Source organism: Ponticaulis profundi, from assembly GCF_042659465.1.
GTDB classification, from domain to species: Bacteria; Pseudomonadota; Alphaproteobacteria; order Caulobacterales; family Hyphomonadaceae; genus Ponticaulis; species Ponticaulis profundi.
In genome coordinates this window covers 177,652-199,627 of the sequence record NZ_JBHSSW010000003.1, presented here as the reverse complement: position 1 = coordinate 199,627, position 21,976 = coordinate 177,652, and the positions used below count along the sequence as shown (strand labels likewise).

Annotated in this window: 23 protein-coding genes; 15 read left to right on the top strand and 8 right to left on the bottom strand. The window is 55.3% G+C overall.

The genetic code is table 11. From position 1 onward, the window contains the following. Positions 1–7 precede the first annotated feature (7 nt). A complete protein-coding gene (locus ACFQDM_RS02540; RefSeq protein ID WP_377375027.1) occupies positions 8–403 on the top strand; it encodes an acyl-CoA thioesterase in 396 nt (131 codons plus the stop codon). Positions 404–783: 380 nt separating this feature from the next. Here the strand turns inward: ACFQDM_RS02540 and ACFQDM_RS02535 are convergent, their stop codons facing one another. Beyond that, positions 784–1,659 carry a hypothetical protein gene (locus ACFQDM_RS02535; protein WP_377375025.1) on the bottom strand — a complete coding sequence of 292 codons (876 nt, stop codon included), beginning with the start codon at positions 1,657–1,659 and terminating at the stop codon, positions 784–786. 303 nt (positions 1,660–1,962) lie between these two features. Here ACFQDM_RS02535 and ACFQDM_RS02530 point away from each other — a divergent pair, with 303 nt between their 5' ends. Both ACFQDM_RS02530 and ACFQDM_RS02525 read left to right on the top strand, forming a co-directional pair. Then, the gene (locus ACFQDM_RS02530; protein WP_377375387.1) at positions 1,963–3,558 is read left to right on the top strand and encodes an ATP-binding protein; all 1,596 of its coding nucleotides are present in this window, start codon (positions 1,963–1,965) and stop codon (positions 3,556–3,558) included. Positions 3,559–3,814: 256 nt separating this feature from the next. Next, positions 3,815–4,189, top strand: coding sequence for a hypothetical protein (locus tag ACFQDM_RS02525; protein ID WP_377375022.1), 375 nt, complete (start codon positions 3,815–3,817; stop codon positions 4,187–4,189). A 311-nt stretch (positions 4,190–4,500) separates the two neighbouring features. Here the strand turns inward: ACFQDM_RS02525 and ACFQDM_RS02520 are convergent, their stop codons facing one another. Then, complete coding sequence (locus ACFQDM_RS02520; RefSeq protein WP_377375019.1) at positions 4,501–5,136, bottom strand: flavin reductase family protein; 636 nt, start codon at positions 5,134–5,136, stop codon at positions 4,501–4,503. 208 nt (positions 5,137–5,344) lie between these two features. Here ACFQDM_RS02520 and ACFQDM_RS02515 point away from each other — a divergent pair, with 208 nt between their 5' ends. Together ACFQDM_RS02515 and ACFQDM_RS02510 are read left to right on the top strand one after the other, a co-directional pair. Then, positions 5,345–5,809, top strand: coding sequence for a helix-turn-helix domain-containing protein (locus ACFQDM_RS02515; RefSeq protein WP_377375016.1), 465 nt, complete (start codon positions 5,345–5,347; stop codon positions 5,807–5,809). A gap of 51 nt (positions 5,810–5,860) precedes the next feature. Next, on the top strand, positions 5,861–6,565 hold the full coding sequence (locus ACFQDM_RS02510; RefSeq protein WP_377375013.1) for a DUF4336 domain-containing protein: 705 nt from the start codon (positions 5,861–5,863) through the stop codon (positions 6,563–6,565). Positions 6,566–6,585: 20 nt separating this feature from the next. Here the strand turns inward: ACFQDM_RS02510 and ACFQDM_RS02505 are convergent, their stop codons facing one another. Next, entirely contained in the window at positions 6,586–7,386 is an 801-nt protein-coding gene (locus ACFQDM_RS02505; protein ID WP_377375010.1) for a hypothetical protein, read from the bottom strand. Positions 7,387–7,550: 164 nt separating this feature from the next. On the opposite strand from ACFQDM_RS02505, the gene ACFQDM_RS02500 reads away from it, so the two are divergent. Beyond that, a complete protein-coding gene (locus ACFQDM_RS02500; RefSeq protein ID WP_377375007.1) occupies positions 7,551–7,850 on the top strand; it encodes a DUF1244 domain-containing protein in 300 nt (99 codons plus the stop codon). Here ACFQDM_RS02500 and ACFQDM_RS02495 read toward each other — a convergent pair. Further along, positions 7,847–8,902 carry a lysine-2,3-aminomutase-like protein gene (locus ACFQDM_RS02495; RefSeq protein ID WP_377375004.1) on the bottom strand — a complete coding sequence of 352 codons (1,056 nt, stop codon included), beginning with the start codon at positions 8,900–8,902 and terminating at the stop codon, positions 7,847–7,849. The genes ACFQDM_RS02500 and ACFQDM_RS02495 overlap by 4 nt on opposite strands. Further along, complete coding sequence (gene epmA, locus ACFQDM_RS02490; RefSeq protein WP_377375002.1) at positions 8,899–9,924, bottom strand: EF-P lysine aminoacylase EpmA; 1,026 nt, start codon at positions 9,922–9,924, stop codon at positions 8,899–8,901. Before epmA ends, ACFQDM_RS02495 begins: the two co-directional genes overlap by 4 nt. Positions 9,925–10,071: 147 nt before the next feature. Here epmA and efp point away from each other — a divergent pair, with 147 nt between their 5' ends. The 5 genes from efp (at position 10,072) to ACFQDM_RS02465 (ending at position 15,508) form a co-directional block, all read left to right on the top strand. Continuing rightward, a complete protein-coding gene (gene efp, locus ACFQDM_RS02485) occupies positions 10,072–10,644 on the top strand; it encodes an elongation factor P (RefSeq protein WP_377374999.1) in 573 nt (190 codons plus the stop codon). A 199-nt stretch (positions 10,645–10,843) separates the two neighbouring features. After that, entirely contained in the window at positions 10,844–11,527 is a 684-nt protein-coding gene (locus ACFQDM_RS02480; protein ID WP_377374996.1) for a glutathione S-transferase family protein, read from the top strand. Between the two features lie 264 nt (positions 11,528–11,791). Beyond that, positions 11,792–13,270 carry a methyl-accepting chemotaxis protein gene (locus ACFQDM_RS02475; RefSeq protein WP_377374993.1) on the top strand — a complete coding sequence of 493 codons (1,479 nt, stop codon included), beginning with the start codon at positions 11,792–11,794 and terminating at the stop codon, positions 13,268–13,270. A gap of 154 nt (positions 13,271–13,424) precedes the next feature. Next, positions 13,425–14,213, top strand: a complete 789-nt coding sequence (locus tag ACFQDM_RS02470; RefSeq protein WP_377374990.1) for a peptidoglycan-binding domain-containing protein — start codon at positions 13,425–13,427, stop codon at positions 14,211–14,213. A 95-nt stretch (positions 14,214–14,308) separates the two neighbouring features. Then, positions 14,309–15,508 (top strand): MFS transporter, encoded by a 1,200-nt coding sequence (locus ACFQDM_RS02465; RefSeq protein WP_377374987.1) that lies wholly within the window; start codon positions 14,309–14,311, stop codon positions 15,506–15,508. Here ACFQDM_RS02465 and ACFQDM_RS02460 read toward each other — a convergent pair. Continuing rightward, positions 15,493–16,326: an enoyl-CoA hydratase-related protein gene (locus ACFQDM_RS02460; protein ID WP_377374985.1), complete on the bottom strand. Its 834-nt coding sequence runs from the start codon at positions 16,324–16,326 to the stop codon at positions 15,493–15,495. The genes ACFQDM_RS02465 and ACFQDM_RS02460 overlap by 16 nt on opposite strands. Positions 16,327–16,459: 133 nt before the next feature. Between ACFQDM_RS02460 and ACFQDM_RS02455 the strand changes: the two genes are divergently transcribed. After that, positions 16,460–18,364: an ABC-F family ATP-binding cassette domain-containing protein gene (locus tag ACFQDM_RS02455; RefSeq protein ID WP_377374982.1), complete on the top strand. Its 1,905-nt coding sequence runs from the start codon at positions 16,460–16,462 to the stop codon at positions 18,362–18,364. Between the two features lie 15 nt (positions 18,365–18,379). Here ACFQDM_RS02455 and ACFQDM_RS02450 read toward each other — a convergent pair whose 3' ends face one another. Continuing rightward, on the bottom strand, positions 18,380–18,970 hold the full coding sequence (locus tag ACFQDM_RS02450; protein ID WP_377374979.1) for a hypothetical protein: 591 nt from the start codon (positions 18,968–18,970) through the stop codon (positions 18,380–18,382). Positions 18,971–19,147: 177 nt separating this feature from the next. On the opposite strand from ACFQDM_RS02450, the gene ACFQDM_RS02445 reads away from it, so the two are divergent. Together ACFQDM_RS02445 and ACFQDM_RS02440 are read left to right on the top strand one after the other, a co-directional pair. Then, positions 19,148–19,543, top strand: a complete 396-nt coding sequence (locus ACFQDM_RS02445; protein ID WP_377374976.1) for an ExbD/TolR family protein — start codon at positions 19,148–19,150, stop codon at positions 19,541–19,543. Positions 19,544–19,611: 68 nt separating this feature from the next. Continuing rightward, the gene (locus ACFQDM_RS02440) at positions 19,612–20,079 is read left to right on the top strand and encodes a YybH family protein (protein WP_377374973.1); all 468 of its coding nucleotides are present in this window, start codon (positions 19,612–19,614) and stop codon (positions 20,077–20,079) included. Positions 20,080–20,099: 20 nt separating this feature from the next. Here ACFQDM_RS02440 and ACFQDM_RS02435 read toward each other — a convergent pair whose 3' ends face one another. Further along, positions 20,100–20,597, bottom strand: coding sequence for an Lrp/AsnC family transcriptional regulator (locus ACFQDM_RS02435; RefSeq protein WP_377375384.1), 498 nt, complete (start codon positions 20,595–20,597; stop codon positions 20,100–20,102). Positions 20,598–20,802: 205 nt separating this feature from the next. Here ACFQDM_RS02435 and ACFQDM_RS02430 point away from each other — a divergent pair, with 205 nt between their 5' ends. Next, the gene (locus tag ACFQDM_RS02430; RefSeq protein WP_377374970.1) at positions 20,803–21,951 is read left to right on the top strand and encodes an NAD(P)/FAD-dependent oxidoreductase; all 1,149 of its coding nucleotides are present in this window, start codon (positions 20,803–20,805) and stop codon (positions 21,949–21,951) included. Positions 21,952–21,976 lie beyond the last annotated feature (25 nt).

The following is a 21,976-nucleotide window of genomic DNA, read 5'->3' as shown; positions in this document are numbered from 1 at the left end:
GTACCTCATGTCCGAACCCCAGAAACTGCCTGATCGTATCCCGACGCTGCGCCTCTCGGCCATGCCTGCCGATACCAACCAGTATGGCGATATCTTCGGCGGCTGGTTGATTGGTCAGATGGACCTCGCGGCTGGTTCCATCGCGTCACGCCACTCCAGAGGGCGGGCGGTCACTGCGGCTGTTGATGCGGTGAGCCTCGACCGGCCGGTGCATGTTGGCGATGAGGTGACGATCTATGCCGACCTTGTTCATGTCGGGCGTAGTTCCATGAAGATTGATGTTGAGGCCTGGCGCCGGCCTTATAATGGTGACGAAGCCGAGCGCGTGACGCGGGCTGAGTTCACCTTTGTTGCCATCGACAAGCATCGCCGCCCCCGCGAGATTGTGCGCAAGGACGATTAGCGTTTGGGGAGCGTCGCTTTTAGGTTCAGTAATCCGATGCGCTGCATCGTGTAGGGCGGGATGAAATCCCGCCGACATAACTCAACTGTCTCTCGGCGGGTATCACGCTGTGCGCTCAACGCCGCCCTACGGTTTGTGCGCCGCTTAATCGCCGGTTCCAGCGAAGGCTGGAACCCATGCCTGAACATTAGCACGGTGTCTTGTCTTAATTCTCAGGCGTGGATACCTGCCTTCGCAGGTATCTGCGCAATGGCGGCGATTTCGCACAATTGTCATCCTGGGCGCAGACCCCGGAACCAGAAAGCAGGAAGTCTCGTCAGGCTGGATCCCGGATACGCGCTTTGCCTGTTCCCGGATGACAGCAACCATTCAGATCACCATCAGGCCCGTGACGCCCTGAAAGCCCCGAGGATCGCAAACCCGCCAGCAAAAGCCAAAAGGGGCGCCATCAGGGTGATGACCAGTGCAAGCGTGAACTGGAACTGCCAGTGGCGCTCAAACACGCGGCCATCGGGCGCCACGCGGATGGAATGAGTCGTTCCTGGCGCGTAGGCTTCGGCGATTTCGCGGGCTTCGCGCGCGGTCATGAACACGCTGCGCCTGATCTCCAGTTTCTGAGGCGGCTGGCCGTCGCGGACCACGCTCACGACCGGAAAGTAATTCGTGTTGCCATTGCCAATCGGCGCGCTGCCAATTTCGCTGGTGCGCACAGTGACGGTCTCGGTCGGCCAGAAAAACGACGTCGCAGGTGGGGTGCCAAACGTCCAGAGCCCATAGAACAGCACGCCAGCAACGGTCATCATCACCGCGCCAATTGTCCCCATCATGAAGGAGAGCGTGCCGCTGCCCGTCAGCAGAGCATGTGCGCAAATTCCCATCACCATCAGGCCGCCCAGCGCAATGATCACCGGGATGACAAGGGTGAAACGCTCATCCTCCTGCGGGAAGGCGGTATCCCCGTCGGGATGCAGGCGAACGGTTAATGCCGTGCCTTCCGGCCAGTCTTCGCGCACACCTGTTTCATCGAAATGATTGGCCACATTCAGACGCAGCGTGGTGTCACTGCCAGGCGTTTTGATGAGGGGATAGATGAGCTGCGTGTTGCCGTAACCCGGATCGTATTCCACCTTTTCATAGCCGGTGATCTCAGCGTCGGATGTTTCCCAGAACACGGATTTCGCAGGCAGGTCGCCAAAGGACCAGGCCATGAAAATCGCCAGCAGCGGAACGAGACACCCAAACACCAGTCGCAACATGCAAATCCCCCAATGCCCGACATCTTTAGCAAGTCATCTAAAAGGCACATCCCCCGCATAAGGGATATGGAAATTTTGGGGGAGGTGTTTGTTTCTGTGTCATCCCGGGCGCAGAGTCTGTTGCGGACGAAGTGGCGCGAGGTGTTACGGGAAGTCCCCAAATACAACCAGAATTAGGGCTGAGGGCATTCAAATTTTGCCTATTTTTGATGTGTTTCTTCTGAAAAATAAGGCGTTGTGGTACTGCTCCCAAATATTGCTTTTAGGTTGCAATGCTGTGGCCGACGAGGGGAGAGAACCTTGGTGTCAAAAAAACGGGAGCTTCCAGCCATAGACGGAACTCCAAGAAAACGGATGTTCTTGTCGATCATTAGTGACTACGATTTGCGCACTGGATTATGTGAGCTCGTTGATAACGCACTCGATCTGTGGACGGCGAACGGCCGACCTCCCGGCATGTCAGTCGAAATTGTTTTAGATGCAAACCGACAAATTATTTCGGTGATGGATAATGCGGGCGGAGTAAAAGAAAGTCAGCTCGATCTGCTAATAGCCCCCGGAGCAAGTCGAAATATTAGCAGCGAAGAAGTCATTGGAATTTTTGGAGTTGGCGGCAAACGAGCGGGTGTAGCACTAGGCGAGCATGTGGTCATAAAAACCCACGCTAAAGGCCAGAAAAGCCTTCAAGTGGATTTGACAAAGGAATGGCTAGAATCTGAGGATTGGACGTTACCGGCCTACGAAATACCGAGTATTTCAATTGGGACGACAGAGATAGAAATTACGAAACTTCGTCAGAGTTTTGATGTTGGCGATGTGGAAAGGATGCGTTCGCATTTGGGAGAGGTATATGGCTGGTTCATCGATCAGGGCTGCGATATTAGACTGAATGGTGAAACCCTTTCCAAACGAAGCTTTGATCATTGGGCTTATCCGCCGGGATTCTCACCCAAAGAAGCTGAATTAGAGATCGAACCGGCTGAGGGACGAACACTGAAAGTCAGGGTCACAGCGGGGTTGATAGTCGATCGTAATCCTGAGCTTGAAAACTACGGTATTTATTTCTATTGCAACAATCGACTGATAGTAAAAGACTTACGTTCTCGCGAGGTGGGGTACTTTGTGAAAAGCGAAGCTGGCGTTCCTCACCCTGATGCTTCGCTTTGTCGGGTAATCGTCGAGATGCACGGACCCGCGGAGGCCATGCCTTGGAATAGTAGCAAGAGTGGTATCAATTATAGCCACCCTGCCTTCGTCCAGCTGAGGCAAACGATAATTACGTTTACGACGTTTTTTAGCTCCTTGTCCCGTCGTTTGAAAAATAGTTGGGACGACGATGTCTTTGCTCACCCTAAGGGCCGCATAGAATCAGTGCCTGAGGCGGAGCTAAAAGCTGAGAGCAAAATTGTACTTCCGAAGCTGCCACGAGTTAGAAAGCTGCCTTACCAAGACAGAATTTTGGAGTCGAACAAACAAAATCTCAAGTCGCAACCTTGGACGCGGGGATTGGTTGAGGCAATGGCCCTAGTCAACACCATTAGAAGCCAAAAGTTAGATACTAAAAACAGAGCGGCGCTGATTTTACTGGACAGTAACTTTGAAATTGCTTTGAAAGAATTCATAGTGAATCGCCAAGATTTATTTCCAGCAAAAAAGTATAATGACCGGAAAATTTCTGAATTGTTTAACAGGCGGTATCTTGTGATCAACGAAGTCAAACCGCACGTATCTCTAGATGAGGTTATGCTTGCAAAAATAAATCACTATTATGGATTGCGCAACAAACTGATACATGAGCGGGCGACGGTGGGAATCACTGATCAACAAATTGAAGATTATACTTCGGTGATTGAGAAAGTGCTCAGAAAACTTTTTCAGATCAAATTTCCTCGCAATTAATTCAATTCTCAACCCAAACGAATGCGTGCGATTTGATGCACTGTTCTATGAGAACAAAATGTAAAACTGAATATCTTATCCGACACGATTCGTTTTAACTTATATTCGATGTATGTGTCTCCAGCCAGCTTCTCTCATTTCTCATTCGTCGTTCGCCCCGGACCGTGTGATTGAGCTCTTTCTAGCGCGGCTACTTAGTTATCTACTGCGACTTGAAACTTCAGACCGTACGGTCGTTCCTGATGACGTCGCTTACATGGTAAGTTCAGCTGAGACGATGGTGTATGCTGTCATCCGTATGAGTATCGCAGCGCAATTGAAGGCCAATGGCTACACTTTTGGAGTGTTTGCCATGCAAGAACCCGAAGGTCTGCAAAGAGTCCGCGCCGTTCAGGCCGACTTAGTGCCTGCCACACCGACCGAACTCATTAAAAAATTAAATAGGGTGATCGATAATCTCGAACGGGTGGATGCTCTCGTGAGTGTGATCGTTTGCCTAGTTTGCTGCGTGCTCGAACACGTTTTCCCTGAATTGCTCGTGCGCCTGTTTCATTTTAAGGTCGAAGTCCATTCTGCAACCCGGTCAGTAGACCAAACTGATCTTTCTTCCGATCCTTGGCCGCCTCCTTGAAGCAGGCCGATCGTTTTCAAATCCGCGATCCGATAAAGGCTCAGCGTCCCTCAACTTTACCATCCTAATTGCGCGGCAGAGCTATGCTCTGTGGCGATAAACGCGCTTCCGCAAACCGCCGACCCGCTTACAAATCTTGGAGTTCTGTCGATACTGTAGTTGGTATGGATAGATTTTACGGGTATCGAGAAAAATAAACAACTGAACTCAGTTCATCGCGGCAGCCCTGAGCGCTCTCTATGCGACGCAAAGTCGTCGAGAGAGCAAACTGAACAAAACATCCCGGGCGCAGACCCGGGATCCGGAAACAATCACGCCTTTGGGCGAAACATCTCGAACTGCGTTTCCGGTGTGATTTCGTAATAGCTCGCCGGGCCGCCAGCGCGCAGAATTGTGCGCATTCGGGCGGGATCATAGAGGCCATCGACCAGTGCGGTTTGCGCGATATGCACACCGACCACTTCGCCGAACACCACCCAGGTTGGCACGTCTTTGCCGTCATGCGTGGTGAGTTGCACGATCTGGGACAGCCTGCATTCAAAGGAGACGGGGCTTGCCGCGACGCGCGGCGCTTTGACCAGCTGCGACGGTGCCTGCTCTAACTTTGCGCGTTCAAATTCGCTTTCCTCTGCCGGAATGGGCGCGCAGCTCTCATTCATCGCTTCGGCGAGTTCGCGCGTTGCGAGGTTCCAGGTGAACTCACCTGTCGCTTCGATATTGTTGAAGCTGTCTTTCTTGCTGGCGACGCTCGCAAAGCCGATAATGGGCGGGGTGTAGTTGAAGGCGTTGAAAAAGCTGTAGGGCGCGAGGTTCGGAATGCCGTTGGCGCTCAGCGAGCCAATCCAGCCAATCGGGCGCGGGCCAATGATCGCGTTGAACGGATCGTGTGGTAGACCGTGGCCGTTTTTAGGTTCGTAGAAATGCGTGTCATGGGCTGGCTCAGGCATGGGGCATTCCTTCGAAAGTCTGGCAGGAAGGGGCGTGTTTCCGGATCGTGCAGGACACAGCTTTGCATGATTTTCCGCGAGAAGATCAAGTCTGGCGCGCCGCTGGCGGCTTGCTGGCGGGGAGGTGGCGGCCTGCTGGCGTGGTGAAAATCGGCTGACTTCTGCTTTCTGAGGACATCTGCTAATCCGTCATCATCGGGAGAACCACATGTCCATCAAAGCTGATACAGCCAAACTCAAACGCTGGCGCGAAGAGCGTCACTGGTCTCAGGAACACCTTGCTGAATTGGCCGGTGTCGGCCTGCGCACCATCCAGCGCATTGAGAATGGCCAGCAAGCCTCGCCAGAATCCCTCAAGGCGCTGGCCAGTGCCTATCAGGTTGATGTGTCGGCGCTTTATATCGACCCGGAGGTTGAGGCAGCCGGCATCGTCCAGCGCAAGAATGCGAAAACCATTGCCGGGCTTCAGCTATCCTTCCTGATTCACTTAGCCAGTTGGGTGCTTGGCATGGCCATCTTTGCCGCGATCAGTATCGGCGCTGAAGCGAATTATTGGGTGATGAAGTGGCCAACTCTTTGGTGGAGTGTCGGGCTGGTGTCGCATGGCGTTACGGTCGCGATTGTCTGGCTGGCGCTGCGATACAAGGAGGAGCACGAAATTCCGGCGACATGACATACCCATGTCATACCCCGGTGAGACACTGGTGAAGGGAGGAGATGCACGATGAGCAACTTAATACCCTTTGCCGAGAATGTCTGGCTGCTGGAAGGCGATGAGGCCCATATGTATGGCGTGCCGTTCGCAACGCGTGCTGTCATCATCCGGCTGCCTGACGGAAAGATCTGGGTGCATTCGCCTGTCGCTCTGACGCTGGAACGCATCGGTGCGGTTGCAGCGCTTGGCCCGGTCTCTCATCTGATCGAGCCGAACAAGATCCACAGCCTCTATCTGGCCGACTGGCGTGCAGAATGGCCGGAGGCAACGTCCTGGGTGTCGCCGCGATTTGCCGAGCGTCATCCGGATATTGAGGCGGATCTCGTGCTGGAAGACGAAGCGCCGCCCGCCTGGCTTGGCACGATCGAGCAGCAGGTGATCAAAGGTCACAAATTGCTCGATGAGGTCTGGTTCTGTCACAAGCCTTCTGGCTCATTGATTATCACCGACCTGATCCAGAAACATGATCCACAGGAGCAGGGCTTTCCCTGGGGATTGCTGAAACGGGTCGCAGGTCTGCTCGGAAAAGAGGGCGGGACCGCCATCGATATCCGGATGACGTTCGAGGACAAGGCGCTGGCGCGCCGCTGCGTGGAATATGTGCTCGACTGGGAGTTCGATCGCCTCATCCTGTCTCATGGCTTTTGCTTTGAGACAGGCGGCAAGGATGAAGTCCGCAAGGCGATGAACTGGCTGTTGGAAACAGCGCAATAAGCCGGTTTTCAGATGTGGGCTTATTCCCAGAGCCAGTAATTGATCAGGGCTTCCTGAGCGCCGCCGCTGGCATCGCGCAGGCCATTGAACTGGATCGAGCCGAGGCGCCCCTCTGCGGTCACGATGCAGTAGAACTGTCCATGATTGCGCTGGTCACGGGCGCGTAGCCTGAAATAGGGCATGGTTTCACGACTGATGGTCAGGCCTGGATTTCCAGGCTGGGCGAGTGAGGCACATTGCGCCTGGGTGACAGGCGTGGGGCCCATAAAGTCAATCTTGGCGCCATTTACGGGTTCGAAATAGAGCCCCATTTGTCGATCGTTCGAGGCGGCGTTCAGCCAGAGATCTGCATTACCGCCTATGCCGCCCAAGGTCTCGGTCTCGAAGTCCATGCCCTGTGTCTGCCGGACAAAGAACGCGCCTTCCTTGAAGACTTTTGCCTCGGCCGTGCAGGAGAATGTGACCTCTCCGCTGCTGTTCCGGGTGGCGCCGCAATCGGCCCGGTCGCTCGGAATTGGGTGCTGGATGGTGAAGCCGCTTTCATACGCGCAAACGAGTTGACTGCGATCAATGCGCGGCGTTGGGTTTCGGGCGACCAGCATATGGTTTGTAGATGGGGTCCAGTCGCCAAGGTCGGTCTCGATCGTCATTCGGATTTCGGCAGGACACTGGAATGTCTGGACTGGTGATTTGATCTTGGGGAGTGTCTTCGTCGGTATTTTGATGTTTCCCGGATTGACCGGAATGTTCACCTGCTGCGCGTTTGCCGTAAGTGAAAACAGGCAAGCCGCCAGCCCGAATGCAAAAATAGATGATCTCATGAGAGCCTCCCCCAATGGGCAATTTCGCGTATTGGGCGAGAAAATGACCCGACGTGCAAGCTTAATTAGCAGTTGAAATTACCTTAAGGGCCATGTCGCGCCCATCTGAGAGGGGGCTGACAGCGCTCTGGGGTTTTCCTATCTGAGAGAAAAAGGAAAGCAATATGGATCAGGCAACACAGGATAAACTGGACGCAGCAGCCTTTCGAAAGCTGCTCGCCCATTTGAAAGCAAACCCGGACGTTCAGAATATCGATCTGATGATCACTGCAGATTTCTGTCGGAACTGCCTTGCCGACTGGTATCTCGAGGCGGCGGAAGCGGAAGGCGTGGAGATGTCCAAAGACGCGGCCCGCGAATATACGCATGGCATGCCTTATGCGGACTGGAAGGCGTCTCAGCCGGACGCAACGCCTGAACAAATGGCTGCGTTCAAGGCGCGCAAGGCGGCGAAGGGCGACTAATCCTCGGACGGTTCTTCATAAGGATAAAGCTTGCCGTCCCGTCCGCGTAGTGCCTGGCGTCCATCCGGCAGGGTTGCAAGATCTGAGCCTGCCGCATTGGCTTTGGAGACGCCGCCCGGGATATCGATGACATAGCGCGGCACGGCGAGCCCGGTGACCCGGTCACGGAGTGCCTGATAAAGAGCCTGTCCCCGCTCGACGCTCAGTCGAAAATGCGACGTTCCGGGCGCAAGATCAGGATGGTGCAGATAATAGGGCTGGATACGTGCGGCAACGAGCCCTTCCATCAGGTCGGCGAGTGCCTCGACATCATCGTTGACGCCGTTTAGCAAGACGCTTTGTGATATCAGGGCAATGCCCGCCTTCGACATCAGGCGGGCCGCTGCTCGCGTCTCATCTGACAGTTCGGCAATATGGTTGATGTGTACCGACACATAGACAGCTTTGTCCGTAGACGTCAGCGCATCGACATAGTCCGGCGTAATGCGGGCAGGGTCTGCCACGGGCATTCGGGTGTGCCAGCGCAAAATCTGGACGTGCGGAATGTCCGAAATGGTCTGGGTGAGCGCTTTTGTGCGTTTGGCAGACAACATGAAAGGGTCGCCGCCGGTCATGATGACTTCGCGGATGTCCGGATGCGCCCGAATATAGTCGAGGGCTGCCTCCAGCGCTTTGGGCGAGAGCGCGTCTCCCAGTTCTGGACCAACCATTTCCCGGCGAAAACAGAACCGACAATAAACCGGACAAACTGCGACGGGCTTTAACAGGACTCGATTTGGATAGCGATGCACGATGCCAGGCACTGGCGTGTGGCTCTCATCGCCAATCGGGTCGTTCAATTCTTCCGGGCGTCGGTCGAGTTCAGCTTCTGTCGGGATGAACATGCGTGCGATGGGATCATCCGCTGCGCCATCCCGAATGCGGTTTGCGAGAAACGGCGTGACCGAAATGGCATAATGGTCTGCAACCGGTTGGAGACGTTCGGCGTCAGCCTCGGTGATCAGGGCAGCGTCCTTGAGCGCGGACAAAGTCTTCAGGGTGGATTGGCTCATGTGGTGAACGGCGTCCAGATGACATGGTGCACACTTGGTGCGCCGGTGGCCAGCATCACGAGACGGTCAAAGCCAAGGGCCACGCCGCTGGCATCCGGCATATTGGCCAGCGCGCTCAGGAAATCCTCGTCGATTGGATAGCGTTCGCCATAGAGCTCTTCTTTCAGATCCATATCGGCCATGAAGCGCGCGCGCTGTTCCTCTGCATTGGTAAGTTCGTGAAAGCCATTGGCCAGTTCCACGCCGCAGGCATACAATTCGAACCGGTTCGCATATCGCGGGTCGTCTTCGCAAGCCTGCGCAAGGGCAGCTTCGCAGATGGGATAGCGGTGGAGCGCTGTCATCTGGCCATTGCCGAGTTCGGGCTCAATCCGCGCGACCAGAACCGCCGAGAAAATGTCGGACCAGCTTGCGTCACCGGAAATGCCGATACCGGCAGCTTCGGCTGCTTTAGCAAAGGTATCCCGATCATCCAGCAGGCGTTCAAGATCAATCCCGGCATAGCGCTGAAAAGCGTCGTCGAGCGTCAGAAACTCGACTTCGGCTTTCGGATCACAGGTGCGACCTCTGAACGTAAAAGCGCTGATGGCGGTTGTTGCTTGTGCCAGCCGACAAAGCGCGATTGTGTCGTCCATGACGGCGGACAGATCCGCGCCGGTCCGATACCACTCGATCATCGTAAAGTCGGGGGAGTGAAGACTGCTCACTTCGCGGTTTCGGTATACGCGGGCAAAATCGACAATCTTTGTCTCACCGGCCGCCAGCAGTTTCTTGCAGGCGAACTCCGGAGACGTATGCAAGTATAATGGATGATGTGCGCCAGCCTCGGTGATGTAGTCCGTCTGAAACGCATGCAGGTGGGTCTCATTTCCAGGAGAGACCTGAAGCGCGCTGCATTCGACGGTCAGAAAGTCTTCTGCATCGAACCAGGCTTCCATTGCGCGGCGTATCCGGTGGCGACCTTGCAGGAAGGGGCGGCGGTCTGAATGTCGCGAAGGATGCCACCAGGGATCGCCGGTCATGCTGTTTTTCCCTTCGGAAATGCGGAGTAGTTGGATGCGGAGCTTGGCGAAACGCCCAATAAAGTTTATGGCGAACCCAAATGAAACAGCTCCAGCGCGGAGCGCTCTACACCAGTAGACCATAACAGGGCAACTCAGGATTACCACATGGCCGTTGAAGTCGCAGCGAACATCCGCAAGGGAAATATCATCGAACACACGGACGGACATCTGTATTCCGTTCTGAAAGCTGAGTCTTTCCGTCCGGGTAAGGGGACGCCAACAACGACGATTGAAATGCGTCGTATTTCAGATGGCACCAAAACCGTCATTACAACCAAGACGCAGGAAAAGCTGGAAAAGGCTTTCGTCGAGGAAGTCGATCACACTTATCTTTATCAGGATGGCGACAACTACGTCTTCATGCACCCTGAAACATTTGAGCAGATCTATGTTTCCGGCGCGATGGTCGGCGATATGGCGCCTTTCCTTCAGGAAAACATGACGGTCATTCTGCAGATGTTCAACGGCGATCCGGTGTCCATCACATTGCCGCCACGTGTGACAGTTGAGATCACAGAAACAGAGCCTGTTGTGAAAGGTCAGACCGCGTCTTCAAGCTATAAGCCTGCCATGACGGATATCGGTGTTCGTGTGATGGTGCCGCCGCACATTGATGCAGGCACACGCGTTGTCGTGAACACCGAAGACTCATCATATCTGGAGCGCGCGAAAGACTAAGTCTGTTCTTTCCATCGCGAACAGAAGAAGCGGCCTTCGGGTCGCTTTTTTTGTGCTTTCTGCTCGGGTTTCGCTGAACGACTGCGCAAAAGCACAGGGGCGTGTTCAAAAGTCATTGACCACGCTTTGATTCTTATAGCTGCTGGTTTGCAGAAGCGCGCCTCTGAGGTGTGGGCGCCGGGTCTTTGACGGAACAGATATGTCTTTCACGCTTTTTTATGCGCCCGGGTCGATCGCAACCATTCCGCATGTCCTGCTGGAGGAAATGGGGGTGCCATATCAGCTGCGCCGCCTGGACCCACCTGGTGATCCGTCCATCGTTCAGGACAGTCAGACGGGCAATCCGACAGGTCGCGTGCCAGCACTTGCCGATGACAATATGGCGATTTTCGAAACTGGAGCCATCCTGCTTCATCTTGCCTCGAAACCGGAAGCCAAAGACTTCGCGCCGGCCTGTGGCACAGCCGAGTGCGCCAAATTCCTGCAATGGCTGTTCTATCTCATCACGACGACGCAGCCGACTGTTCTGGAATATGTGCATCCGGAATGGTGGACACATAATCGCGATGAGCAGGCCAAGCTGAGAAAGCGGGCCGCATCTCGCCTATCCATTCAGTGCAACCTTCTGGAGGCTCATGTCTCTGACGGGAGCTTTCTGTTTCAGGGATATTCGGTGCTCGATATATATCTGACAGAGCTGGCGCGTTGGTCGGCGGATCTCTCATCACCGATCTGGAGCTGGAAGAAGCTTGGCAGGATCGTTGAAGCGACGCGGCAAAGGCCCGCTTTCAAGCGCATGTTGCAACAACAATCTCTGATCTGGCCGGGCGAGACAGATCCGAAGGCCACGCAACGCGTTCGCTTCATGGATTGGTGGTCTTAAGGGGCGGGTGACCTGATTGTTACTCCTGATAGAGTATTTTGGCTCGCGTATACGTTTGCGAGTATATCGCTTATTTTTTTCCTGTTTTCTTAATTCTATAGTTAAACGCGTTTGAAAACCAAGCGAAAAGATCGGGAATAAAATAAAGTTTTTCTCTCTATTTCGAAACTATACATGTGCAGTTCGAATATCCGGGCGCGCGTTAACAATATTTTGCGTGTTTTCGAAGTAAGAGGGTGCATTCACAGGTTATTGGGGTGATGCATGAAAAACTCTTTTGGAGACAAAGGCTATCGGGAAAAGTATGAAGCCCTAAGCCAGGCTCAGGCATTGATCGAGTTTGATCCAACAGGAAAAATTCTGAGTGCAAACGAAAATTTTCTGAAGTTTACAGGGTATTCCAAAGACGAAGTCATCGGCAAACACCATTCTATGTTTGTCGCGAAGGAAGACAGTCAGTCAGCAGACTATGCCACTTTCTGGAAGCAGCTTGCTCAGGGACAATCGAAAACGGCGGAGTTTCGTCGTTTTGGGAAGGGCGGCAAAGAAGTGTGGATGCAGGCTTCTTACATGCCGGTCATGCGTGGCGGCAAAGTGGTCTCCGTACTGAAAACAGCAACGGATGTGACCGCCCAGAAGCTTCAGGCTGCAGATAGCAAAGGGCAGATCGATGCGATCAACGCCTCACAGGCTGTCATTCACTTTGACCTGGATGGCACAATTCTCGAGGCGAATGAGAATTTCTGCAAAACGCTCGGTTATGACCGGTCGGAGATTGTCGGGCGCAAGCATGCAATGTTTGTCGATGAGAGCGACCGAGGCGCAAGCTATCGAAAGTTCTGGGACGAACTTCGTGCCGGGAAGTTCCAGTCTGCTGAATACCGTCGCATCGGTAAGGGCGGCAGAGACGTCTATATTCAGGCGACTTATAACCCGATCTTCGATTCCAATGGCCGTGTCTTCAAGGTTGTGAAGTTTGCGACTGACGTTTCAAAACGAGTTGAAGAGCGCAAACGACGCCAGAGTGTTATTGCAGAGATCGACGCAGACCTCGCTGAGATCCTGTCAGCCGTTCAGAACGTTGTGACACTAGCCATGAACTCGGCAAACGACTCACGCGCCACATCACAAAGCGTGGAGAATGTCGCAACCGGCGCGAGTCAGCTGGCAAGCTCGGTTGGCGAGATATCGGGGCAGGTGAGCAAGGCGGGGCAGGTGTCGACTGAGGCCGTTGGGCGTTCGCGCAATGCCGCTGAATTCATGCACACGCTGTCATCATCGGCTGAGCAGATTACCAATGTGGTGCGTCTGATTTCCGATATTGCCGAACAAACCAATCTACTGGCGCTGAATGCCACAATTGAAGCGGCACGTGCGGGCGAGGCCGGCAAGGGGTTCGCAGTTGTTGCAAGTGAAGTGAAAGCGCTCGCAACACAGAGTGCGCGTGCAACCGAAGAGATTTCGGCGCAAATCCAGGCGGTTCAGCAGGCAACGTCCGGTGCCATGGAGTCGATTGGATTGGTTGAAACCGTCATCGAGGAACTGAACGATATTTCGGTCTCCATCTCGAGCGCTGTCGAAGAGCAGTCCTTTGTCACCAAGGATATCTCCTCGAACATGTCATCGGCGAGCGATGCGGTGAACAATATCTCGGGCGGCATTGAATCGATTGCAGGTTCGATCGAGCAGATCAGATCCGCCGCGGAAACACTGAAAACGCTTTCGGCCTCTATCGCGGCCTGACGCGCGGCGTTCATCCGGTTTTGAGGGCTGGTGGTTTTCAACCACCGGCCCTTTTGAATGTGGAGACTGATCGCGTTTGTGGAGAATGGCGCAAGCCGAAGTGCTTCGCGTTTTGCGCGAAATCGTGTAATCTGTTCCCTGATTGGGGGACATTATGAGCTACACATTTACCGAAGATACGAGCGTTCTTTATCGTTGGATCCGCGATGAAGTCGAACTGGAAAGTACCATAAAACGTGGCAAACGCGGTATTGCGGCAAGGCGCGTGCAGGAATGGCTTTCGCTCAACGGTTTCTCGCTTGTCATTGATGGTGATTATGGCCGCGTGACAGAAATGACGGTCGCCGAGTTCCAGCACTATAATGGCCTGAATGAAACCGGTGAAGTGAATGACGCGACATGGCGCGTTTTTGTCCGCCGCATGCTGGATGTGCTGCGTCGACCTGACGAGGTGCCGGATCGTTTTGATGCCGCGATGCTGAAAGCGGCGGAGCGACATCTCGCGGTCCATCCAAGAGAGACGGGTGGCCAGAATATGGGCCCCTGGGTGCGGCTCTATATGAAAGGAAATGAAGGGCATAGCTGGCCCTGGTGTGCTGGCTTCACCACATTCCTGATGGAGCAGGCGAGCGAGATCACCGGTAAGGACATGCCAATGGAGGGGTCTTTCTCCTGCGACTGGCTGGCGGCGAATGCAAAGGCAAAAGGGACGCTGGTGCCGGAACATGATGCCGGGCCGAATACGGTTCCACCGGGATCACTCTTTCTGGTCCGGCGCACATCGACAGACTGGACGCATACTGGGCTGGTCGTGGAGGCGGGTCGGGATCTCTTCAAGACGATCGAAGGCAACACGAATGACGAAGGCAGTCGTGAGGGCTATGAGGTCTGTGCCCGTCGACGGGGATATGGATCGAAAGACTTCATTATTTTCCCTGAATAATCCGAAAAGTTGCATTTTCTGTCATTCAGGCGTTGCGCCATGGCGCTAGGGCTGGTCAAACGACCGACCTTTTCTGAACCCTGGAATGAACCCTCATGTCAGCACCTGTGGCATCTCTTTCGCGTATTCTGATCTGTGGTGTGCTGGTGACAGCATCACTGGTTGGCTTTCTCGCGACGGATCTCATCCTGCCAGCGATACCGGATCTTCCGGAAATCCTGAACGGGGGTGTGGCCGAAGCACAGTTCGTGCTGGCCGGCTTCGTGGCCGGAAATGCGCTGGGTTTCCTGATCTTTGGTGCCATTAGCTGGCGTTTTCGACGCCAGCACCTGCTCATTTTTTCGATGATTGTGTTCGGGCTGGTTTCGCTTCTGGCGACGCAGGTAACAGATATGACGAGTCTGGTGGTGCTGCGCGTGTTTCAGGGCTTCTTTGCCTCTGCGCCCGCTGTTATCGCCCCCGGCGTGGTGCGTCAGCTGTTTTCTGAGTCAGGCGCAACGCGCGCGATCGGCGCGCTCGCAAGCCTTGAGGCACTCGCGCCTGCGCTCGGCCCGATCATCGGTTACTGGCTGCTCGATCTCGGCGGCTGGGCGGCGAGCTTCTACGTGTTGGCCGTCATCGGTGTCAGCATGGGCTTACTGATCCTGTGCCTGCCGGGCTGGATTCCGCGTTCGAAGACAGAAGGCCGGAAGGGGAGCTATCTCTCACTCCTGCGCTCACCAACCTTTCTGCGGTATGCGCTCAGTCAGGCGCTGGTCGTTGGCGGCATGATCGTGGTGGTGATGTCTGCGCCAGCCATGATTGTTCGCGCCATGGGTGGAACCATGACGCATTTCATCACCATGCAGATTGCGGGTGTGACCTGCTTCATTCTGGCGTCTAACACGACGGGCTTTCTGGTGACCAGATTTGGCGCTGAGCGGATGCTCTGGTTCGGTTCGTTTCTGGCAATTGCAAGTGCTCTGGCGATTGCGGCTCTCGGCTTTATCGAGGGTGTCAGCCCATTCTGGCTCGCGGTCTGCTTTGCGCCGCTCAACGCAGCCGTCGGTTTTCGCGGGCCTCCGGGTTTCATGCGTGCGATTATCGCCGGTGGAGGTCAGGATGACCGGGCGTCATCGCTGACCATTCTGGCGATATTTATCGTGATTTCCGGCGGCACCGCGCTTCTGGCACCCGTCGTCGAAGAGGGTGTGATCTATGTGGCAGGTCTTGTGCTGTGTCTCCAGCTTGGTGCAGCCTTGCTGCTCTGGTGGCTTCCTGCGCTGAAAGAGGGCGCCGATCAGCCCTCTCCATAGTCTCCGAATTTGCCGTCACGCTGGCGCAGAGCGTCCTTGACGCGCGGGCCATCTCGCATGCCCTTCATGAAGTCCTGCGAGCTGTTCTGATACCAGCCAAGGGCGTGGACATCGGTTCCTGCGCGAATTCCTGCGCGTATGCCCATAATGTCCATGGCGCGGTGCACCGTACGCTTATTGAGATGCTGAAGATCTGACGGGATCTGCGCGATGCGGCCCACAATCTTCAGAACCTCATCCTCCAGTTCGGCTTCGGCGTAGCAGCGATTGGCAAAGCCGCAGGCGACAGCATCCGGGCCTGACAGGGCGTCACCGGTCAGCATGAACTCCATCGCAGCGCGCATGCCCATCATCCATGGCTGATATTGCATGTCCGGTGATGACATTGAGCGGATCGCCGGATAGCCGATCTGGGCTGTGTCGGCGACATAGAGCAGATCGCAAGCCGCCGCGAGTTCGCTTCCGCCTGCCAGACAATATCCGTGAACCTGAGCGATGACGGGTTTCTTCAGATCCCAGATCTGGAACCAGCCATCAACAACGTGTCGGGCCCATTGGCCTTCACCGCCAGCCGTGCGCCAGGGTTGATCTTCAGACAGGTCTTCGCCGAGGTCATAACCCGAGCAGAAGGCCGGGCCTGCGCCCCGGACGATACTGACGCGCACATGCTCATCCTGATCGGCTGCATAAAGCGCGTCAAACAGCTCGCTGCGCAGCGTGTTGTTCATCGCATTCCGCTTCTCCGGGCGGTTCAGTGTGATGCGGCAGATATGCTCTGCCGGCCGGTCGACCTCTATGGTTGTGTAGGTGTCGCTCATATATCCTCCCTTTTTGGTCAGTCTTGACCGGGGGAGCGGTGCTGTAAACGCATTTCATGCAAATGCCTGCAGATGGTCCTCCTGTCTCAGGTTCTGCTTTTCAAGCTCGTCAAGGCGTGCCAAACCGCGCGCCATGTTGACGATTTCTGATCTTGATTTTGCTTTTGGTACACGCACCCTGTTTGAGGGCGCTTCAGCCCAGATTTCGAAGGGCTGGAAAGTCGGCCTTGTGGGCCGGAACGGTACAGGCAAATCCACTTTGCTTGGCCTGATCCGCGAGGCGTACCAAACGCCTGCCAAGGACAATGCCATCCGCTTCAATGAGGGGGCAACGCTCGGTTGGGTGGCGCAGGAAGTTGCGGCAACCGATCAGGCCATTCTGGATGTCGTGCTCGAAGCGGATCAGGAACGGCATGCTCTGATGGTGCAGAGTGAGACGGAAACCGATCCGGACAAGATCGGTGAAATTCACGCGCGATTGCTCGATATTGATGCCTGGTCAGCCGAAGCGCGTGCCTCGGAAGTTCTGATGGGGCTTGGTTTCACGAATGATGATCTTGCGCGCCCGACGAAGGAATTTTCAGGCGGCTGGCGCATGCGGGCGGCAATTGCCGGCGTGCTGTTCTCACAGCCCGACGTGCTGTTGCTGGACGAGCCGACCAACTATCTGGATCTGGAAGGCGCCGCCTGGCTCGAAGGGTATCTCAAAGCGTATCCGAACACGGTCATTCTGGTCAGCCACGACCGCGAGCTCCTGAACTCGGTGTCGACGCACACGCTGGCGCTGGAGCAGAAACAGCTCATTCTGTCCAATGGTGGTTATGACGCGTATCTGGAACTTCGTGCGGCGAAAATGGCGCAGCTCGAAGCCCAGAAAAAGAAGCAGGACGCCGATCGGGCGCACTTGCAGAGCTTCGTTGATCGCTTTCGCGCTAAAGCCTCAAAGGCCCGTCAGGCGCAGTCGCGCATCAAAATGCTGGAGCGTATGCAGTCTGTCACCGTTCCGATTCAGGAGCGTACAGTCCCCTTTGTCTTCAAGGCACCGGAAGAGCAGTTGGCGCCGCCCCTGCTCGAACTTCGCAATGCAGAGCTCGGATATGGCGAGGGCGCCCGCATTCTGAGCGATGTCAATTTGCGGCTTGATCCGGAAGACCGTATCGCGATCGTCGGCACGAATGGTCAGGGCAAGACGACCCTCGTCAAATCGATCGCGCAGCGCCTCTCCCTGATGGGGGGCGAGCGCATTGCGCCGGGTTCGATCCGGATTGGCTATTTCAGTCAGGATCAGATGGACGAGCTCTCGCCCGGTGACACGGTGATGGATCACGTGCGCCAGGCGCTTCCGAAAGATACACCTCCTGCCAAGGTGCGCGCGAAATCTGCGCAGCTGGGCTTCTCGGTCGAGAAGGTCGAGACGAAGGTCGAGAAACTGTCCGGCGGTGAGAAAGTGCGCCTGCTCATGGGCCTTATGGCCATGACGGAACCGCATATTCTCATCCTCGACGAGCCGACATCTCACCTCGATATCGATAGCCGCGAAGCCCTGATCTATGCGCTGAATGACTATCAGGGCGCTGTCCTGCTGATCACCCACGATGTTTATCTGGCTGAAGGGACCGCAGACGAACTCTGGCTTGTGAAGGATGGTGAAGCCAAACCGTATGCGGGCGACCTGAACGATTATCGCCAGCTCGTCATGTCTGCCGATCGCGGGGGCTCAAAAGGACCCGCGAAGAAGAGCGAGCCCGTCGTGCCCGCGCCAAAGGTTGATAAAGCAGAGGCGCGCCAGCGCGCCGCTGAGGCGCGAAAAGCGGCGGCCCCTCTGAAGAAAAAGGCCGACGCGGCAGAGAAACGCCTTGAGCAGGCCAATCGCCGGATCGCCGCGCTAGATGATGAGATGGTCCTGCCGGGACTATCGTCTGAGCGCATGCAGGCTCTGATGAAGGAGCGCGCTGAACAGGTCGAAAAGGCGGAACTTGCCGAGATGGAATGGCTGGAAGCGTCTGAAGCCTATGAAGTGGCGACGGGCGAGGCCTAGTCGCCATAGCTTGGCTCAGGATGTGCGCCCCAGCAGCGCATAGGCCTGCGCCTCGCTCATATTGCTAAGATCAAGAAACTTGCCGCCGCCGCGCCTTGCAAGCTCTGAAAGGATTTCACGATCAGCATCCGGCTTGGCGCTGATGACGTGCAGGGTGCACGGCAAGCGATTGTTCGGCAGGTCATAGGCGGTGAAATGCCCGTCCGTGACAAGAAAGCATGTCTCGACTTCAGACGTATGGGCTTCATTACGGAAAAGCGCTGTCAGGTCTGCAAAGGCCTGCTGGTTCTGCCGCCCGGCAAAATAGTCGAGCTCTTCCCCTTCAGGCCGGAGGTCCAGGCGATGAGGGCCGGAAAGCCCGTCTGAAAACGTCACAAGTTCGAGTGAATAGGGGCGGGCTTCGTCGATCACGGTCCAGAGAAAGGCGCGTGCTTTCAGGCCCGTGGTGTCCGGTATCAGAGAGCTATCCCAATAGACCCGGATTGAGGACGTCACAAACCGTGTTTCCATGGAGACAAGGCTCGTCTGAAATGGACTGGCCAAAGCTGTTGCCGTGCTCACCATGCAAACAAGCAGTGTGCCAAAAGCCGAAAGCAGTTTCTTCATGATGCGGTCCAGACAGCAATCAACAATACATCTGACGAATACAAATCTCATTTAAACAAGACTTTAAAGCAGGCTTCCTTAAGGCAAAACGGCGACGTTTTCATCGATGCCTCAACTGCTCGACAGAAAATAAATATAATGTAATATGATTACATTATATTTATAGGGAGGGTTACAATGAGACATCGCAAAATTAGCAGCGCCGAAGCTGACATGACGCCATTGCTGGACATCGTGTTCATCCTGCTTATTTTTTTCGTCGTCACGGCGACATTTCTGAAAGAGCAGGCGATGGATATGACACCGCCGCCGGCTTCGGGCCATTCAGCGATCACCTCGCCCGCAATTCTGGTCAGTATTTCGCCTGAAGGTCTGGTGCGCGTGAATGGCGCGCTTTCTGACATAGAGATGGTGCGCGCAAAGATCGAACGTGAACTTGCCGAGCTACCGGATCAGTCTGTGATTGTGCAGGCGGCCTCTGTGGCGAAGAACGGCCTGGTCATACGCGCGGTCGATCAGGCCAGAAGCGCCGGTGTTCAATCAATCGGATTTATGGTGGCCGAGCCAGGCTGAGCGCCGCTCGATTGGACAAACGCGTGGTCCGACGACAAAGTATCGAAGTTTGGAATTTGGAGTCGGTCATGCGTTTTCTGAAACATAGTCTTGCAAGCCTGTCCTTGATAGGGCTCGCGCCCGGCGCGATAAGCCTTCTAACCTTGCCGGTTCATGCGGAAAATGTTGCGGCGGCAGAGGCTATCGAGGGCGTTCTGATCGCGCAGCAGGCGGCATGGAATCGCGGTGACATTGACGCATTCATGCAAGGCTATTGGCAGAGTGACGCGTTGCGCTTCGCGTCCGGCGGGTCAGTCACATATGGCTGGCAGGCCACGCTGGATGGCTATAAGGCCCGATACGATACGGATGCCAAAATGGGCGTTCTGACCTTCTCGGATCTCATTATTGAAACCATGGGCGAGGAGGATGCGCTCGTCTTCGGGCGTTGGTCGCTTCAGCGCGATGAAGATATGCCGGGTGGTCTGTTCACTCTGCATGTTCGCAAATTCGAGGATGGATGGAAAATCGTCGCCGATCACACGTCGAGCGGATGATCGGCTGACCGTGTGCGGTGCTAGTTGCCCGAGTTTGTCTCTTCGACCAGGGCAAGAGGCACAGCAGTTGTGCGTTTTGATACATTTACGATGATACGTGACTGAACATCAGACACGAGGCCCAAAGACAGCAGTTTATCGCGCAAAAAGTCGTCATAGGCTTGCATATCAAGGGTCAAGACGCGAATGATATAGTCGACCGCGCCTGTCACGGTCATGCATTCGACGACTTCTGACCAGCCATCAATGGCGCTTTCGAACTTTTCCAGGTTCTCGCGCGTTGGCAGTTGGAGTTTGACGGAGGCCACAACCTCGAAGTTCAGTCCGAGGGCGTGGCGATCAAGTACGGTAACACGGCGTTGAATGACGCCTTGTTCTTCCATACGCTTGATACGACGCCAGCATGGGGAGGAAGAAAGACCCACACGATCAGCAATATCTGCGACTGACAAGCTCGCATCGTGCTGGATCAGCTCGAGTATCTTCTTGTCAATCAGATCGAGATCCACTGATAACATTTTCCCTCTCTTGCGGTAATTTACATGTGTTTGTTGCTGCTTTTGTCCCAATAGTGGATAATCTTGCAAGTCTTTTTCTAAAACTTGTTGGGTTGGGAAAGAAATTTTCTCCATAACTGCCTGAAATGTTGCAAAAATGGCTCTATCCTTGGCAGCTGGTCAGCATTTAAGCAGAAGATGAACGTATACGGACGGATAAAGACCCTTGAGTGACACCCTGGAACGCTTCGAAATCGAAACTTTGGTGATTGGAGCGGGGGTGGTTGGCCTCGCCATTGCGCAGGAACTGGCGCAATCCGGCCAGGAAGTTCTGCTTGTCGAGGCAGCCTCTGCGTTCGGAACGGAAACGTCAGCCCGCAACTCCGAAGTCATCCATGCGGGGCTTCATTACGCAAAGAACAGTCTGAAAGCGAAGTTCTGTGTCGAGGGGCGGCGCAGTCTGTATGACTATCTCGACAAGCACGCCATCACCTATAAGCGCTGCGGAAAGATCCTCGCGGCCATTGGCGAGGAAGAGCTTCCCAAACTTGATCTGCTGGAGCGTCAGGCCGAGCAAAATGACGTTGAAGGCATCACGCGTCTGACAACGCAGGAGGCGCTGGCGCTGGAGCCTGCGCTCTCACCGGAGATGTCTGGCGCGATCCTGTCTGACACATCCGGTATTTTCGACAGCCATGGCTATATGCTCAGCCTTCTGGGCAAGCTTGAAGATGCCGGGGGGCAGCTTGTGCTGAATGCACCCGTGCTGGAAGGGCGTCCGGTCGCCGACGGCCTGGAAATGCTGATCGGCGGCGACATGCCGTCCATCGTGACTGCAAAGCGCGTGATCAATTCGGCCGGACATGGCGCCATTCCGCTCGCGCGCAAGATTGAGGGGCCACATCAGAGCGATATTCCAACCAATCGGTTCGTGAAGGGCTCTTACTTCACCGTTACCGGCAAAACGCCTTTCACGCGGCTGATTTACCCCATGCACAATGCGGCGAGCCTTGGTCTGCATCTGACGGTCGACCTGTCCGGGCGTGGCAAGCTCGGACCAGATGCCGAATGGCTGCCTGAGGGCGCGGAGCCGCCTTTTAACTATCAGGTTGATCCAGCGCGCGCCGACGTCTTCTATCGCACGGTCCGGCGCTATTGGCCGGGACTGCCTGATGGGGCGCTGGCGCCTGATTATTCCGGGGTTCGTCCCAAAATCGTTGGCCCCGGTGAGCCGTCTGGCGACTTCCGGATCGAAGGGCCAGAACGCCACAGGACGCCCGGACTTGTGAATTTATTTGGTATTGAGAGCCCCGGATTGACCTCGTCACTGGCCATTGCGGCACATGTGGCAGATATCGTATCAAAAGAGACGTAAAATCTTTGCATTCGACGCTTGCGCG

What these genes read in the sequence shown, in the direction of transcription:
- ACFQDM_RS02540 (WP_377375027.1), top strand. Translation starts at nt 8, where the DNA reads ATGTCCGAACCCCAGAAACTGCCTGATCGTATCCCGACGCTGCGCCTC.
- ACFQDM_RS02535 (WP_377375025.1), bottom strand. Translation starts at nt 1,659, where the DNA reads ATGTTGCGACTGGTGTTTGGGTGTCTCGTTCCGCTGCTGGCGATTTTC.
- ACFQDM_RS02525 (WP_377375022.1), top strand. Translation starts at nt 3,815, where the DNA reads ATGGTAAGTTCAGCTGAGACGATGGTGTATGCTGTCATCCGTATGAGT.
- ACFQDM_RS02520 (WP_377375019.1), bottom strand. Translation starts at nt 5,136, where the DNA reads ATGCCTGAGCCAGCCCATGACACGCATTTCTACGAACCTAAAAACGGC.
- ACFQDM_RS02515 (WP_377375016.1), top strand. Translation starts at nt 5,345, where the DNA reads ATGTCCATCAAAGCTGATACAGCCAAACTCAAACGCTGGCGCGAAGAG.
- ACFQDM_RS02510 (WP_377375013.1), top strand. Translation starts at nt 5,861, where the DNA reads ATGAGCAACTTAATACCCTTTGCCGAGAATGTCTGGCTGCTGGAAGGC.
- ACFQDM_RS02505 (WP_377375010.1), bottom strand. Translation starts at nt 7,386, where the DNA reads ATGAGATCATCTATTTTTGCATTCGGGCTGGCGGCTTGCCTGTTTTCA.
- ACFQDM_RS02500 (WP_377375007.1), top strand. Translation starts at nt 7,551, where the DNA reads ATGGATCAGGCAACACAGGATAAACTGGACGCAGCAGCCTTTCGAAAG.
- ACFQDM_RS02495 (WP_377375004.1), bottom strand. Translation starts at nt 8,902, where the DNA reads ATGAGCCAATCCACCCTGAAGACTTTGTCCGCGCTCAAGGACGCTGCC.
- epmA (WP_377375002.1), bottom strand. Translation starts at nt 9,924, where the DNA reads ATGACCGGCGATCCCTGGTGGCATCCTTCGCGACATTCAGACCGCCGC.
- efp (WP_377374999.1), top strand. Translation starts at nt 10,072, where the DNA reads ATGGCCGTTGAAGTCGCAGCGAACATCCGCAAGGGAAATATCATCGAA.
- ACFQDM_RS02480 (WP_377374996.1), top strand. Translation starts at nt 10,844, where the DNA reads ATGTCTTTCACGCTTTTTTATGCGCCCGGGTCGATCGCAACCATTCCG.
- ACFQDM_RS02475 (WP_377374993.1), top strand. Translation starts at nt 11,792, where the DNA reads ATGAAAAACTCTTTTGGAGACAAAGGCTATCGGGAAAAGTATGAAGCC.
- ACFQDM_RS02470 (WP_377374990.1), top strand. Translation starts at nt 13,425, where the DNA reads ATGAGCTACACATTTACCGAAGATACGAGCGTTCTTTATCGTTGGATC.
- ACFQDM_RS02465 (WP_377374987.1), top strand. Translation starts at nt 14,309, where the DNA reads ATGTCAGCACCTGTGGCATCTCTTTCGCGTATTCTGATCTGTGGTGTG.
- ACFQDM_RS02460 (WP_377374985.1), bottom strand. Translation starts at nt 16,326, where the DNA reads ATGAGCGACACCTACACAACCATAGAGGTCGACCGGCCGGCAGAGCAT.
- ACFQDM_RS02455 (WP_377374982.1), top strand. Translation starts at nt 16,460, where the DNA reads ATGTTGACGATTTCTGATCTTGATTTTGCTTTTGGTACACGCACCCTG.
- ACFQDM_RS02450 (WP_377374979.1), bottom strand. Translation starts at nt 18,970, where the DNA reads ATGAAGAAACTGCTTTCGGCTTTTGGCACACTGCTTGTTTGCATGGTG.
- ACFQDM_RS02445 (WP_377374976.1), top strand. Translation starts at nt 19,148, where the DNA reads ATGAGACATCGCAAAATTAGCAGCGCCGAAGCTGACATGACGCCATTG.
- ACFQDM_RS02440 (WP_377374973.1), top strand. Translation starts at nt 19,612, where the DNA reads ATGCGTTTTCTGAAACATAGTCTTGCAAGCCTGTCCTTGATAGGGCTC.
- ACFQDM_RS02435 (WP_377375384.1), bottom strand. Translation starts at nt 20,597, where the DNA reads ATGTTATCAGTGGATCTCGATCTGATTGACAAGAAGATACTCGAGCTG.